Origin of the sequence: Sphingomonas sp. LR59 (assembly GCF_036855945.1) — a bacterium.
GTDB lineage: Bacteria > Pseudomonadota > Alphaproteobacteria > Sphingomonadales > Sphingomonadaceae > Sphingomonas.
In genome coordinates, this window is the sequence record NZ_JASPFL010000001.1 from 829431 (window position 1) to 844853 (window position 15423).

Here is a 15423-nt window from a genome sequence, read left to right on the forward strand (position 1 = left end):
AACCAGCTTCACTGGCGCGAGATAGTATTAATGTCCGTACAAATGCGCTGTCAACATGGATTTCCGCGTTGAGCTGATTCAGCGCGGATCGATCGGGGCCGCGTTGGTCAGGGCCGAGTTGGTCAGGGCATATGCGGGATCGTGGTGTGCGGCGCGAGGTCTGGTCGCATCCGTATCAACCCTTCCTGCGCCACATGCGCGACCGCCCGCCCGTCGCGGCTATGGAACACGCCGCGCGCGATACCACGACCATGCCCCGACCACGGGCTCTCGCTGCTATACAGCAGCCAGTCGTCGAGCGGCACGTCCTCGTGGAACCACATCGCGTGATCGAGGCTCGCGGTCTGCATGCTGTGCGCGAACATATTGACGCCGTGCGGGATCAGCGACGCACTGAGCAGCGCATAGTCCGACAGATAGGCGAGCACACCACGGCGCAACGCGGGATCGGTCGGTGCGCTGCCCCGGAACCGGATCCAGACATGCGATACGGGCGTGCCGGGCTCGGTCTGGAGGAACGCTGGCACGCCGCAGGGCCGGATATCGAAGGCAGACGGCTGGCCGAGGAACGCGACGGCTTCCGCCGAGATACCCGCATAGTCGCCAGCGAGGATGTCGAGCGAGCGCAGTTCCTCCGGCGGCGGCAGATCGGGCATCGCGACCGCATGCTCCAGCCCGGCTTCCGGCCGCTGGAACGACGCAGCCAGCGTCAGGATCGTCGCGCCGTTCTGGCTTGCAGTGACGCGGCGGTTGGCGAACGACTTGCCGTCGAAGTCGCGCTCGACCCGGAAGATGATCGGTTGCGTCTCGGTGCCGGCGCGCAGGAAATAGGCGTGCATGCTGTGCGCCACGGCGGGTGCGTCGACCGATCGCTGCGCCGCCATCAGCGCCTGTGCCACGACCTGCCCGCCGAAGACGCGCGCGGTTGCGCCGGGTCGCTGCGGTCCGCGGAACAGGTCGGTATCGAGCGGTTCGAGGTCGAGCAGCGCGACCAGTTCGGCGGCGAGATCTGGTGTTGAAGCGGTATCGGTCATGGTCGCCCGTACCGTTCGAGAGCCGGCGGTCAAGCTCGCGGGGCTATGCCTGATCGGCAGCGAGCACCTTGGTCGGGGCGATTTCGTCGACGCGACCCGCCAGGTCGATCAGGTCGCGGTGCAGCCGGCCCGCGGCAAAGGCGAGCGCGAACACGCGCCCCGATGCGTCGAAATCCAGCGTCGCTGCGGCATCGCTCCGGCGGAACAGATCGAGCGCGGTACCGAACATGCGATAACAGGCTTCAACGTCGCCGCGATCTACTTTTCCGCGCGTGCGAAGCGCCTCCGAACACCGCGACGCAAGCGCGGCATGCGCGGTCAGCATCGCCGCTGATGGCTTGGCGAGCGCCGCCATCGCTGCCGGGGGCAGCGGTTCGTCGAGTGCGCGACCGCTCAGCACCAGGTCGTTGCGAATCCGCCAGAGCGTGCGCGGTACGGCGGCGGGGATACCGTGATCCGCGAGACGCGACGCTCGCTCGCGGTCGGCATCCGTCATCGCCAGCTCGACCGCGGCCAGCGCATGACGTAGCGCGGCGTGTTCGGGCGACGAGGGCAGCGCCAGCCCGGTGGTCAGCGCGTCGGCCTGCGCGCGCAGCATCCGTTCGATATGGCTCAGCACGGCCAGCGTGCGTGCGATCACCACGCCGTGCGAGCGTGCCGGCAGGATCAGCATCGCCGCCAGCACGCCGATCATGCCGCCCAGACCGATCTCGATGATGCGGTCGCGCACGAAGATCTCCACCGAAGAGCCCGGCGGCGCGCTGAGCAACATGATCGCCGCGGTGACCGGCGCGATCCGCAACCGCGGCCGGACCGACGCGATGAGTGCGGCGATGCCGGTTACGGTGACGAGCACCAGCCCGAGTTCGAGCGTATCGGTCCGCCCGAGCGCCGCGCCGATGCCGCCGAGCACCGCGCCCAGCAAGGTCCCCAGCAACCGATCGGTCGCCGCGCCGAGCGTTCCCCCGATCGACGCCTGCATCACGATCAGCACGGTGAACACCGCCCAATAGCCCTCGTGCAGGCCGAGCGTCTTGTACGCCGCAAACGCTGCTGCAGTCGCAACGATCACGCGGACCGTCTGGCGCAGGCTGTCCGCATTCGCCTTGATCAACGCGCTGGGCCGGAACTCCAATGGCAGCGTGGCTCCCTCCAACTTTCTGTAAAGTAGTCCGCCGGCGGTAATGCTCGTTCCTGCAATCGTAAATCGCCATGATCGGCTTAACTACAATTCGATTGGCTGACATCGTCGCCATCCGAGCGATGTTTTCGCGTCAGCCTTATGCTCGCGCAGGGCGCCAATGATCTGATGCTCGCAAGATCGGCCTTGCCGCATCACTCCCCTGCATCTGACGAGATAACTTACCAAGCGGATGACTTCTGAGGAGCAGGTCAAGGGAGATCACCGCACCAGCTATACGTCGCTGGCCCGCGCAAGCTTGCTCCGTACCGCCGTCATGATTGATCGCTCAAGTCAGCGGCAAACATGAACGGATGTCGGAATTCGGAACGGCAAAAGCCGCATCGGGATGACCGAATGTGGGTCTCCGCGGCCGCTGGTCGCCTGATCGCTGCATACCAAGCTCGTCTGCTCCCAAGGTCTTTCGCATCCTGGAACTCGCTGCTTTAAGAGGCTCGAAGCCTTTCCGTTTCTCCGTGCCCACCAGCCCATATTGGGAAAGTGTATGCGGGGAAGGGTTTAGGGAAAGCAGTTTACGATGGTGAACGGTGCGCGTGGTAAGCACGGGCGGCATACCAGTGAGAGGGCAGTAATGACGGACGCCGCAAACGTAATTGCCGTGGACCACACAGGCTTCGCTGTGTCGTCTTTGGACGAAGCCGTTCGGTTCTGGACGGGAGCGCTCGGTTTCACACTTGAGCGGCAATCGGAGATGGGGGGCGACTTCCTGAATCAGGTGACCGGTGTCGATGATCCGAAAGTGAGAACGGCGATCGTCAAGGCACAAGACGGCTACGTGATCGAACTGTTGGAATATTCAAACGGGCTCCAGAACGGGACGGTGCCCAGCGGCGCAGGATCGATCGGCGCGGCCCATCTGGCTCTGACCGTAGAGGATATTCATGGCGCCATTGCCCGTGTCGAGGCAGCAGGATGGAAGGCGAAAGGCAATCCGCTGCCGATCCCGGGTGGTCCACGGAAGGGAACGTTGGTGGCCTACGTTTCAGGCCCCGATCATATCACGATAGAGCTTATGCAGCCGACAGCCCGTTAATGGGCCGGCAAAAGCTTTGCCGCCTTATCATCCTTTTGAAAGATGGTGAGGCAGCGTGCAGGGCCGAGGCTCAGCACCTTCTCTGCTGCAATACTGAATGGATGGCAGAAGTTGGGGAGCTAGAAAAAGGCCGCGAATGATCGCAAGTGAGTCAATCTGATTTGAAATCTATTTTGAGATGTTAGCAAGAGCCCGAACTTTGAAATGTTAAATCGGGTAATTAGGCTGCATCTCTTGAGTACACTTATGCCAAAACACATCAGATCCGGTCAAGGCAGCAGGGAGTCGGATACACACGCATCGTTTGGGCCTGTTCAGTAGCGCCAGCGAACATGGCAATCTCATTTATGCCGAGAGCTACGCCATATCACTCCGGTTTTCCCGAGTTCGAACATGGCCACGTGACAAGGCTGCTGCATCATTCACGCCAGCGAGCGTCAACGTGCGCTCGAATTCTTCGGTCAACAGCGTTAGGACGCGATCGACGCCTGCTTCTCCGCCCGCTGCCAGGCCGTACAGATATGGGCGCCCGATCGAACAGGCGGTCGCCCCTAGCGCCAACGCCTTCACAACATCCGACCCGCGCCTGATGCCGCCGTCGCAGATGACGTCTGGCGCATCGCCGACGGCGTCACGTACTGCGGCGATCTGATCGATTGGGGCAGGCGCTCCATCGAGCTGGCGTCCGCCGTGGTTCGATACCATCACGCCGGTCGCGCCCGACGCGATCGAACGCCGCGCGTCCTCGGGTGTCATCACGCCCTTGATCGCGAGCGGCCCGTTCCACTCGCGGGCGAGCCATTCGACATCGCGCCAACCGACCGACCTATCGAACTGGCCGCCGATATAATCGAACAGGCTCATCGGCCCCGACGCGAGCGCGTCGATCTTGTGGCTGACGTTCGCGAGATCGAATTTGGACCCCGTCAGCGCGGGCAGCGACCATGAGGGATGACGCGCGAAGCTCAGCAACGACTTCATTGTCAGCTTGGGCGGCAGGGACAGTCCGCTGCGCCTGTCTCGCTCGCGGTTGCCGGCTACAGGTGTGTCGACCGTCAACGCCAGTCCGTGGAAGCCTGCGTCCCGGCAGCGAGCGACGAACTCTGCGGTAAGGCCGCGGTCCTTGAAAATATAGATCTGGAAAACCTTCGGTCCGGCGAAGGCCTGGGCAAGGTCTTCCAGCCGCGTCGTTCCCATTGTCGACAGGCTGTAGAGGATGCCGTGGCGTGCGGCCGCGCGCGCGACGGCGAGTTCGGCATGGCCGTGGAACATTCGGGTAAGCCCTGTCGGCGCCAGCATCAGCGGCCAGCGCGATGGCTGTCCGAACAGCGTCGTGCCGGTCCGGATTTCCGAGACGTCGTTCAGGACGTCCGGCACCAGCTCGTAGTCCGCAAACGCGCCGACGTTTCGGCGCAGCGACACTTCGTCGTCGGCGCCGCCGTCGATATAGTCGAAGATCGGTCGCGGCAGCCGTTTGCGTGCCATCAGGCGCAGATCGGCTATGTTGTTCGCACGTTGAAGTCGCGTCATGGGCCCTGCCACTGGTTGAAGTCGGTGCGGATTGCTCCCGTGATCAGGATGTCGGAGAAGCCATTTCAATCTGACCGCATTCGGAGCGAGCTACAAAACCATTCGCTGTGCCCGTCCGCTGCTTGGTTGTGCCTCCCAACGGCATCGGGCGTAAACCAAGTTCCCGGGTACTTTGGGACGAGTCGATAAACGCAGAGGGATAGAAGCGTGGGTGTACCTCATCGATTGATCGGCAGGATAGCGAGGCTCGTATGGCGGATCGGCAGGCCGCGGACGATCGGTGTTCGTGCGCTGTTGCTGGACCGGGACGGGCGGGTCGCGCTGGTACGGCATACCTATGCCGATCACTGGTATCTGCCGGGCGGCGGCGTGAAGAGAGGCGAGAGCACGGTCGCTGCGCTGGCGCGCGAGCTTGCCGAGGAAGTGGCGATCGCTGACCCGGTGATCGAGCGGGTGCTCGGCGTCTATCACAGCCGCGGGGAGGGCAAGGACGACCATATCGTCATCTTCGTCGTGCGAACCGCGGCCAGCGGTGTGCTCGCTCGAGCTGACCTGCGGGAGATCGAACAGGCCGGCTGGTTCACGCTGGGCGACCTGCCGGAGACTACATCGCCCGCGACCCGACGGCGCATCGCCGAATACCAGCAGGGCGCGACCGGGACCGGGGCCTGGTAACGGGGGCGCTTGTCGGCCCACCGGACTGCACGATAAAAGCAACGATGCGCATAACGTGAGTTCGCGACGTACTTTGCCGGACTGCTACCTTAGTCCTCCGACCGCGGCTGCGGATCGGGAGGAGAGAACATCGTGAGCCAACCCATCGTCTCGACCGCCGCCGGTATCGTGCAGGGGAGTACCGCGGGCGACGTGCGGCGGTTCCTCGGTATACCCTACGCCGCGGCGCCGGTGGGCGCCAACCGCTTCGCGCCGCCACAACCGGTCGTGCCGTGGCAAGGCGTGCGCGACGCAACGGCGGCCGGACCCAATGCACCGCAGCGGACCAAGGCGTTCTCAGGCCTCGATACCGTACCGCTGATTGGTGAAGGCTGGGCGCCGGGCGACGACTATCTGACGGCGAATATCTGGCGGCCCGATGACCACCGGACTGGCCTGCCGGTGATGGTGTTCATCCACGGCGGCGGGTTCGTGATCGGTAGCAAGGATGCGCCGGTACAGGACGGCAGCACGTTCGCCCGCGATGGCGTTATCTGCGTCGCGATCAACTATCGGATGGGGGTCGACGGCTTCCTGCCGATCCCCGGCGTGCCGACCAACCTCGGCCTGCGCGATATGATCGCGGCGCTGATATGGGTACGGGACGGGATAACCGCGTTCGGCGGCGATCCGCATAATGTCACGGTGTTCGGCGAGTCCGCGGGCGCGATGGCGATCGCCGATCTTATCGCCTCGCCACAAGCCAAGGGATTGTTCCGGCGGGCGATCGTCCAGAGCGGCCATGGCGGGATGACGCGCTCGGTCCCGGTGATGCAGCGGCTGGTGAAGAAGCTCGCGAAGATCCTGAAGATCACCCCGGACGCGACCGGCTTTAGCAGTGTGCCGTATGACGCATTGATCGACGCGGTCGAGGCGATATCGGCACCGACTGCGCGGATCGATCTGCGCGACGAGGCGGGCCACGAACCGGTGTTCGGGATCAGCCGCTTCGTCCCCGTCCACGGCGACGACGTGCTGCCCCAGCGTCCGCTCGATGCGCTGGCGAACGGCGCTGGCGCGGAGGTGGATCTGTTGATCGGCACCAATGCCGAGGAGATGAACCTGTATCTCGTCCCCACCGGCGTGCGCGACAAGATCGGGCGGTTGCTGGCGACCTATGTCCTCCACAAGTCGCAACCGCATGCGCGCAAAGTGCTGAAGGCGTACGGGATCGGGACGAAGGGCAAGAAGCCGGGGCAGGCGCTGACCGATGCGATGAACGATCTCGTCTTCCGCTGGCCCGCGCGGCGCTTTGCCGAGGCGCACAAGGGGCGCACGCATATGTACGAGTTCGACTGGCGGTCGCCGATGTTCGGCGGCGAGCTTGGCGCGTCGCACGGCATGGAGTTGCCGTTCGTGTTCGACACGTTGGCGTGTGCGACCGGCGAGCAGGGTCTTTGCGGACCCAATCCGCCACAGGATCTTGCCGAACGGATGCACGCGCTGTGGATCCGGTTCGCGACCGACGGCCGCCTGCCCTGGGTCGAATTCGATGCCGAGACGCGGCAGGTCTATTCGCTTGTCCGGCAGGAGGCGCGACACGAGCCCGTCATGCCGGCCGCACCCTTCCTGCCTTGAGGACCGACGATGTATCTCGAACGACTGAAGCTGACCGGCCGCCGTGCGCTCGTGACGGGTGGCGCGGCGGGGATCGGCCTGGCGTGTGCCGAAGCGCTGGCGGAGATGGGCGCGCACGTAACGATCGCCGACCGCGACGAGGCGGTGATCGCAGCCGGGCAGGCGGCGCTCTCGGACAAGGGCTACGCGGTCGACGGTATCGCGATGGACGTGACTGATTCCGCCCGCGTGACTGCCGTTGCCGATCAGCTCCGGGCGATCGATATTCTCGTGAATAATGCCGGCATCGCACGCAGCGAAACCGCGGCCGAAGACGTCGCCGACGAGCATTGGTTGAACGTGCTCGACGTCAATCTCAACGGCACTTTCTGGTGCGCGCGCGCCTTTGGCCGGCACATGCTGGCGGCGGGGAAGGGCGCGATCGTCAATGTCGGGTCGATGAGCGGTTTCATCGTCAACCGACCGCAGCCGCAAAGCTATTACAACGCGTCGAAGGCCGCAGTGCACCAGCTCACCAAGAGCCTCGCTGCCGAATGGGCGCCACGCGGCGTCCGCGTCAACGCGGTCGCCCCGACCTATATCAACACCGTTCTCAACAGCTTCGCGGATCGCGAGGGCGAAATGTACAAGCGCTGGATTGACGGCACGCCGCAAGGTCGGCTTGGCGAACCCGAAGAAGTAGCGTCGATCGTTGCCTTCCTCGCGTCGGATGCGGCCAGCCTGATGACCGGCAGCATCGTCCTGGCCGATGGCGGTTACAGTTGCTGGTAACGCACCGATCGGCGAAGTCCGCGAGCCGGACGGCATAGCGCGAGACCTTTCATACAGGTAAGCTATCGGATAGCTCTGACTGTAGAAGTAGCCGGCAATGGATCGGCGCTCTACAGGGATGAGGATCCAATGCGCTTTAAGACATTGCTCGCCGCAGGATGCGCCGCCGCCGCCTTCACGACCGTGCCGGCCTATGCACAGGACGCCGCCGATACGGCCAAGACCGCAACGCCCGTCAGCTCCGATGACATCGTCGTCACTGCCCGCCAGCGCCAGGAGTCGCTGAAGGACGTGCCGATCGCGGTGACCGCGATCACCGGCGACCGGCTGAAGGAGTTGCAGGTCAACACGGTGAAGGACATCGCGTCCTACACGCCGGGGCTCAACATCAACTCGGACAGCGTCGGTCGCGCGTTCGTCTCGATCCGCGGCATCGGCACGACGCTCATCGACACGGTGCAGCCGGGCGTCGGGATCTTCATCGACGGCGTCTATCAGCCGAACACGTCCTACCTGAACTCGCCGATCGTCGACGTCGCGCGGATCGAAGTGCTGCGTGGGCCGCAGGGGACGCTGTTCGGCAACAACACGCTGGGTGGCGCGATCAACGTCATCACACGCCAGCCGGGCAACGAGTGGGAAGGGCGGTTCGACGCCGCGGTCGCCGGCACGGACAATTACGCGTCGGTCTCGGGCTCGGTCAGCGGCCCTATCGTGCGCGACCTGCTGCAGTTCCGGATCGGCGCGTCCTACCACGAGCAGGACGGCTTCATGCGCAACACGCTGACGATCGGCGACATGAACCCGCTGAAACAGCAGAGCGTCGGCGGCACGCTGCGCTTCACGCCGGCCGATTGGGCGGTGTTCACCGTCAACGGCAATTACGACCGGACCGCGGGCGGCAGCACGTCATATATCCACGTCGCCGGGCCGACCGATTACCGCCTCGACGGCGCGACTAATGTCCTCAACCGTGCGGTAATCGACTATTACGGCGCGAACGTGAAGGGCGAGTTCGATGCCGCCTCGCTGAAAACCAAGATCACCGCGATCGGCGCCTACAACCAGAAGAATGTCGCCGGAATCAACGACGGTGATTTCAGCGCGGTCGACCTGCTCCGCACCCGCGGCGGTTCGACCTTGAAGACGAAGACAGCCGAACTGCGCTTCGATACGCAGTGGAGCGACGCGTTCTCGACGTTGATCGGGCTGTACGGCAACCGCTACACGCAGACGAGCGACCAGCTGACGACGATCGATTTCCGCGCGCTGCTGGGGCCGACCTTCCCCGTGCCGGCCTCGACCACGCCGTCGTCGACCTATGTCCGCAACGACACCCGCGCGATCTTCGCCACCGCGTTCCTGAAAGTCGGCACGCTCGATCTCGCGGTCGGTGGGCGCTACGATCACCAGAAGCTGGTCGCGAGCCAGATCAATGGCACGACGCCGTACACGGCACCCGAGTACAAGAAGGACCAGTTCCAGCCGCGCGTCACGCTGACGCAGCACTGGACGCCGGCGGTGATGAGCTACGCCTCGGTCGCCAAGGGTATCCGCGGCGGTGGCCAGAACGGTCCAGGTACGCGGCCGGAGGATGCGACCTACAAGGGCGACAATGTCTGGACCTACGAACTCGGCACCAAGTTCGACGCGTTCGACCGTCGCCTGACGATCAACGCCGACGTGTTCTACAACGACTACAAGGATTTCATCGGCCAGAACTCGCTCGCGCCCAACACCAGCGGGGGCTTCGTCGCGATCAACCTGAACACCGGCACCGTCGAAAGCTACGGCGCCGAAGTGGAGGCGCATCTTCGCGTGACGAACCAGTGGCGGATCGATGCCGGCGCGTCCTATCTCCATGCCCGCATCACCGACGACAGCCAGTATTTCGCGACCACCGGCGTCCACGTATCGAGCGACCGGATCATCTTCACGCCCGATTACAACTTCAACTTCAATACGACCTACACCGTGCCGGTCGGCGCCAATGCGGTGCTGCTCGATGCCGGGATCTTCGGCAAGGGCAGCCGCATCGGCTCCTCGCTCGACCCCAATGTCGCGCCGAAACTATCGGCCTATGCGATCACCAACGCCTCGCTCGGCTTCCGTTTCTCGAGCGGCCTGACCGTCACGGCGTTCGGCACGAACCTGTTCAACACCAAGTTCATCGAGAGCTATATCGACAAGTCTGCGCTGGTCCGCGCCGGGCTCGCGCCGCTCGCGTCGAACCTCGCCATCCAGGGCGACCGCCGCCGCTACGGCGTGCGCGCGAGCTTCCGGTTCTAGGATGACCATGCAATTCGAACATATCGAGCGCGCACCGCTCGACCCGGCGTTCGTCGCGGCGCTCAAGCAGCGGTTCGGCGACGCGCTCCAGATGAGCGACGCAATGCGGCTCCACCACGGTAGCAGCGAGGCGCATTTCGCACCGATGCTGCCCGACGCGGTCGTCTTCGCGCGATCGACCGAGGAGGTGGTCGATCTCGTCAAGCTGTGTACCGCCGCCAAGGTGCCGATCGTGGCGTTCGGGGCTGGCACCTCGATCGAGGGCAACACGCTGGCGGTGCAAGGTGGCGTGTCGGTCGACCTGTCGGAGATGACGCAGATCGTGTCGATCAACGCCGACGACTTCGACTGCACGGTGCAGGCCGGTGTCCGCCGCGAGCAGCTGAACGAGCATATCCGCGACCTGGGGCTGTTCTTCCCGATCGATCCCGGCGCCAATGCGACGATCGGCGGGATGGCCGCGACGCGCGCAAGCGGTACCAACGCGGTGCGCTACGGCACGATGCGCGAGGCTGTACTGAGCCTGCGCGTGGTAACGCCCGACGGTCGCGAGATCCGCACCAGCCGCCGCGCGCGCAAGTCGGCGGCGGGCTATGACCTGACCCGGCTGTTCGTCGGCTCCGAGGGTACGCTCGGGATCATCACCGAAGTGACGCTGCGGCTTCATGGGATACCCGAGGCGATCTCGTCCGCGGTGTGCAGCTTCGACACGCTGAACGGCGCGGTCGATACGGTGGTGCAGGCGATCCAGATCGGCGTGCCGCTCGCTCGCGTCGAGATCCTCGACGACATGCAGATGAAGGCGGTCAACGCCTGGTCGAAGCTCGATTACCCGGAACTGACGACACTGTTCTTCGAATTCCACGGCTCGCCGCGCTATGTCGACGAACAGGCCGAGACGGTGCGCGAACTCGCGGCGGCGAACGGCGGCGGCGACTTCCGTTGGTCGAATCTGCCCGAGGAACGCTCGAAGCTGTGGAAGGCGCGGCACGAGGCGTATTACGCTGCGGTCAACCTGCGCCCCGGCGCGGTCGGCTGGGCGACCGACGTGTGCGTGCCGATCAGCCGCCTGGCGGAGTGCATCGGCGAGACGAAGGCCGACCTCCAGGCCTCGTCGGTCCCGGCAACCATTCTCGGCCATGTCGGCGACGGCAATTTCCACGTCGTGTTCTCGATCGATCCGGAGTCCGAAGCCGAACTGGCCGAGGTTTCGGCGATCAATTCACGGATGGTCGAGCGGGCGCTGGCGATGGATGGCACGTGCACCGGGGAGCACGGGATCGGTATCGGCAAGCAGGATTGGCTGGTCGCCGAACTCGGCGATGCGGTCGATCTGATGCGGACGTTGAAGCATGCTCTCGACCCGCACAACCTGTTCAATCCGGGCAAGATCTTCGCGTTCTGAACGCCGTTCCAATATCGAACGCGCGTCATAACAACGATCGTGGAGAGAATGATGGACAGCCTGCACCTGGTGGATCCGACGCTGCGCCCGCTGCTGGAGATGTTGCCGCCGATATCGCTCACCGCCGATATCCTGCCGGCGATGCGAGACCGGCCTTCGATGTTTCCCCGGCCGACGAGTCGCTGGCGACGCTGGAGATCCATACGGTTCCAGGGCCTGCCGGAGCGCCCGATATCGATTTGCACGTCTTCCGCCCAGTGGGCGTCACCGGCATTTTGCCGTGCATCTATCACATCCACGGCGGCGGCTATGTGATGGGCAAGGTCAGCGATTACGATCCGCTGGTCCGTCCGCTGATCGCCGACCTTCAGTGCGTCATGGTGTCGGTCGAATACCGCTTGGCGCCGGAAACGAACTTCCCCGGCCCGATCGAGGATTGCTATGCCGGGCTCGCCTGGACGATCGCCCATGCCGAGGACCTCGGAATCGATCCGACCCGGCTCGGCGTGATGGGGCAGAGTGCGGGCGGCGGGTATGCCGCGGCGCTGGCGCTGATGGTGCGCGACCGTGGTGAGTATGCACTAGCGTTCCAGCACCTGATCTACCCGATGCTCGATGATCGCACCTGCACAGCGCCACCGCATCCGTATGCCGGCGAGTTCGTGTGGACGGGGCAGAGCAACCGCTTCGGCTGGAGTTCGTTGCTCGGCCACGGGCCCGGTGGCGACGACGTCTCGCCCTACGCCGCACCCGCCCGCGCGACCGATCTTGGCAACCTGCCGCGTACCTATATCGCGACCGGTGCGCTCGATCTCTTCGTCGACGAGGACATCGACTACGCGACACGGCTGATCCGCGCGGGCGTGCCGGTCGAGCTTCACGTCTATCCCGGCGGCTATCACGCCTTCGATGTCTTCGCCGACGGCCCGGTCTCGCAACAGGCGCGCCGCGACAGCCACGAGGCACTGCGCCGTGCGCTTGCATAAGGACCTCCCATGACCGATTTCGCCCGACCGATCGAGGCAACTTCACCGCCGTTCGCAAGGACGCTGCTGCCGTTGCTCGCGCTCGCGCTGGCGATGGCGGTCGGCTTCACGATGATGGGCTCGTTTGGGACGGTCCAGGAGGGCGCGAAAGCCGAACTTCACCTGAGCGACTATACGCTGAGCCTGATCCAGGGGCTGTCGGCGGCACTGCCTCTCGCGGTGTTCTCGATCCCGATCGGTATCCTGGTCGATCGCTACAACCGCGTGCGAATGATGATCGCGCTTGCGCTCGTGTGGACGCTGGGGACGGTGCTCACCGCGTTCGCGCAGGGCGTGCCCGTGCTGTTCGTCGCGCGCATGCTGACCGGGATCGGCACGACCGGCGCCTTGACCGCAGCGCTGTCGCTGTGCGCCGACTTTGCGTTCCAACGCAGCGGGGCAGGGCCATGCTGATCGTCAACCTCGGCAAGTCGCTCGGCGTTGCGCTCGCCCTGGGCTTGTCAGGCGCGCTGTTCGGCCTGTTCGCCCATGGCGGCGCGCCGTCATGGTTCGCAGGCATGATGCCGTGGCGCAGCGTCCATCTCGGCCTTGCGGTCATCAGCGTGTTTGCCATCCTGCCGCTGTTGCTGTTGCGCGAGCCGGCGCGACAGGAGGTCGCGGCGGGCACGCATGCGCCTTTCAAGGTCGTCGCTGGTGAACTCTGGGCGCGTCGCGTGTTCCTGATCCCCTTGTTCATCGGCCAGATCAGCGTGGTGATGGCCGATGCCGCCGCGGGGATCTGGGTCTCGCCGGTCCTGTCGCGCAATTTCCACCTGCAGCCCGACCAGTTCGCCGGCTGGATGGGCACGCTGCTCTTTGGCTCGGGCGTAGTCGGTGCGATCGTCGGTGGGCTTTCCGCCGACCGGGGACAGAAAAGCGGACGGCGCGGTGGCCTGCTGATCGGTGCGATCGTCGCCGCAGCGGTTGGCGTGCCTGCCGCGCTGTTCCCGATCATGCCCTCGGTTCCGTTGTTCGGGGTCGCGGTCGGCCTGCTCGTGACGTGCGGCGCGGTGACGGGCGTCGTGACCTCGGTGGCATTGACCGTTCTGATCCCCAATGAGCTGCGCGGACTGTGCATCGGCGCGTTCATCGCGATCGCCGGGCTGATCGGCTACGGCCTCGCACCGACGCTGGTCGCGGCGGCAAGCGGCATGCTGGGCGGCGAGGCGCATCTCGCGCAGGGTCTCGCGATCGTTGGCGTGGTGACCAGCGCGATCTCGGTCATCGCCTTCACGATGGCGATGCGGCGCGCGCCGGTATCGGCAACCGCCTGACCTGTAAGATAGCTCTTGTACGAGCTATCCGATAGCTGCATGATCGACTCAATCCCGGCAATCGGGAACAGGAGATCGGTGTTGGGTGAGGATAGCATGCAGAAGGAACGGGTCACGGTGTCGCCAGAGATGGCGGCCTTCATCGGCGAGGGCCTGGTCGACCCGGCGGCTGTTTCCGCCGACGCGGTGGTCCTCTGCTTCACACTCGGCGATGACGCGCCGGCGCAGGTCACCGTCACCACCGGCACGGTTCCCTCGGAGGAGCGCGCGATCCTCGTCCTTGCGGTCGAACGTGGCGCCTGCCTGCGGGTCTTCGATTATGCGCCCGACGCGAACATCGCGTGCCATCTGCCGAGCGAGTTGCGGATGATGGTCGCGGCGATCCTCGATTGCACGTTGCCCGAACCCTGGCGCAGCACGCATCGTTCGGCAAAATGCATCGAGCTCCTGTCCAGCACGTTTCAGCGGATCGTCGAGGACGACCTTGTCCCTCTCGCGGGTGCCGGGCAATTGTCGGCTCGCGACAGCCAGCGGATCGTCGCGGCGAAACGGATGATCGACGAGCGCTGGGGCGAGAAGATGACGCTCGATTCGATCGCGCGCGCCTGTGGACTGAACCGAGCGAAGCTGACGCGCGGCTTCCGCGACATGTTCGCTTGCACGGTCGCCGACGCGCTGCTCGACCGGCGGCTCGGAGCGGCGCGTCAGCTGCTGATCGCGACCGACCTGCCGGTATCGTCGATCGGGTACCAGTGCGGCTATCTCAACAACGCCAGTTTCACGCGTGCCTTCTCGCGGCAGTTCGGCGCGACCCCGTCGTCGCTGCGCGCACCACGGCTTGCGGCATGAGCGCGGCGAGCCTGCGACTGGTCGAGGGCGGCTCGCTCGTCGATCAGGCAGTCCATGCGGTCCGCACGCACATCCGCACGAACGACATGAAGGTCGGCGACACGCTGCCGTCCGAAGGCCATTTTGCGGCCGAGCTTGGCGTCAGTCGGCCAGTATTACGAGAGGCGTTCGGCGCGCTGGCGGCGCTGCGGCTGATCGACGTGGGCAATGGCAGGCGCGCGCGGGTCGCTGCGATCGACGGATCGGTGATGGCGACCTCGCTCGATCACGCGGTGGCGACGGCGCAGATCTCGATGGTGCAGATCTGGGACGTGCGCCGCACGCTGGAACTCCGCACCGCCGAACTCGCCGCGATCGAACGCACCGACGACGAGGCGCGGACGATCGTCGGCCTGGCCGAGGCGATGGAAGCGGCGGGTACCGATGTCGATGCGTTGACTCGCCACGACATCGAGTTTCACCAGGCGATCGCGCAGGCAGGGCGCAACATGCTGTTTTTGCAGATCGTCCGCTCGTTCGCGCCGATGATGGTCCATGCTGTGCCTGCCGCCTGGGCAACGCGAACCACCGCGCGGCAGCGTACCGCCGTGTTGGCGCACCATCACGACCTGGCGCGCACCATTACCGATCGTGATCCGAAAGCTGCGATCGCCGCAATGAATACGCATTTCGTCGCATCCATCGGCGATCTGTTCGCCCGTCGTGAGAATGGTAATTAGT

The 15423-nt window shown here is 64.9% G+C and carries 12 protein-coding genes and 1 pseudogene; 10 read left to right on the forward strand and 3 right to left on the reverse strand.

The window, feature by feature from the left end; genetic code table 11:
- Positions 1–122 precede the first annotated feature (122 nt).
- Together QP164_RS03900 and QP164_RS03905 are read right to left on the reverse strand one after the other, a co-directional pair.
- The gene (locus QP164_RS03900) at positions 123–1034 is read right to left on the reverse strand and encodes an acyl-CoA thioesterase (protein WP_333922206.1); all 912 of its coding nucleotides are present in this window, start codon (positions 1032–1034) and stop codon (positions 123–125) included.
- A gap of 43 nt (positions 1035–1077) precedes the next feature.
- On the reverse strand, positions 1078–2169 hold the full coding sequence (locus QP164_RS03905) for an FUSC family protein (RefSeq protein ID WP_333922207.1): 1092 nt from the start codon (positions 2167–2169) through the stop codon (positions 1078–1080).
- A 637-nt stretch (positions 2170–2806) separates the two neighbouring features.
- Between QP164_RS03905 and QP164_RS03910 the strand changes: the two genes are divergently transcribed.
- The gene (locus QP164_RS03910; protein ID WP_333922208.1) at positions 2807–3268 is read left to right on the forward strand and encodes a VOC family protein; all 462 of its coding nucleotides are present in this window, start codon (positions 2807–2809) and stop codon (positions 3266–3268) included.
- A gap of 357 nt (positions 3269–3625) precedes the next feature.
- Here QP164_RS03910 and QP164_RS03915 read toward each other — a convergent pair whose 3' ends face one another.
- Positions 3626–4798 carry an alpha-hydroxy acid oxidase gene (locus QP164_RS03915; RefSeq protein ID WP_333922209.1) on the reverse strand — a complete coding sequence of 391 codons (1173 nt, stop codon included), beginning with the start codon at positions 4796–4798 and terminating at the stop codon, positions 3626–3628.
- Positions 4799–5005: 207 nt separating this feature from the next.
- Between QP164_RS03915 and QP164_RS03920 the strand changes: the two genes are divergently transcribed.
- From QP164_RS03920 to QP164_RS03960, 9 genes and pseudogenes are all read left to right on the forward strand, one after another.
- The gene (locus tag QP164_RS03920; RefSeq protein ID WP_333922210.1) at positions 5006–5473 is read left to right on the forward strand and encodes an NUDIX domain-containing protein; all 468 of its coding nucleotides are present in this window, start codon (positions 5006–5008) and stop codon (positions 5471–5473) included.
- 132 nt (positions 5474–5605) lie between these two features.
- Positions 5606–7090: a carboxylesterase/lipase family protein gene (locus QP164_RS03925; RefSeq protein WP_333922211.1), complete on the forward strand. Its 1485-nt coding sequence runs from the start codon at positions 5606–5608 to the stop codon at positions 7088–7090.
- 9 nt (positions 7091–7099) lie between these two features.
- Entirely contained in the window at positions 7100–7861 is a 762-nt protein-coding gene (locus QP164_RS03930; protein ID WP_333922212.1) for an SDR family NAD(P)-dependent oxidoreductase, read from the forward strand.
- 129 nt (positions 7862–7990) lie between these two features.
- Positions 7991–10150 (forward strand): TonB-dependent receptor, encoded by a 2160-nt coding sequence (locus QP164_RS03935; RefSeq protein ID WP_333922213.1) that lies wholly within the window; start codon positions 7991–7993, stop codon positions 10148–10150.
- Position 10151: 1 nt separating this feature from the next.
- Positions 10152–11555, forward strand: a complete 1404-nt coding sequence (locus QP164_RS03940; RefSeq protein ID WP_277982857.1) for an FAD-binding oxidoreductase — start codon at positions 10152–10154, stop codon at positions 11553–11555.
- A gap of 239 nt (positions 11556–11794) precedes the next feature.
- A complete protein-coding gene (locus QP164_RS03945) occupies positions 11795–12541 on the forward strand; it encodes an alpha/beta hydrolase (RefSeq protein WP_333922214.1) in 747 nt (248 codons plus the stop codon).
- 114 nt (positions 12542–12655) lie between these two features.
- Positions 12656–13854: pseudogene (locus QP164_RS03950) on the forward strand (MFS transporter).
- 96 nt (positions 13855–13950) lie between these two features.
- The gene (locus tag QP164_RS03955) at positions 13951–14703 is read left to right on the forward strand and encodes a helix-turn-helix transcriptional regulator (RefSeq protein WP_132896596.1); all 753 of its coding nucleotides are present in this window, start codon (positions 13951–13953) and stop codon (positions 14701–14703) included.
- Entirely contained in the window at positions 14700–15422 is a 723-nt protein-coding gene (locus QP164_RS03960) for a FadR/GntR family transcriptional regulator (protein WP_333922215.1), read from the forward strand. Before QP164_RS03955 ends, QP164_RS03960 begins: the two co-directional genes overlap by 4 nt.
- The last annotated feature ends 1 nt before the right edge of the window (position 15423 follow it).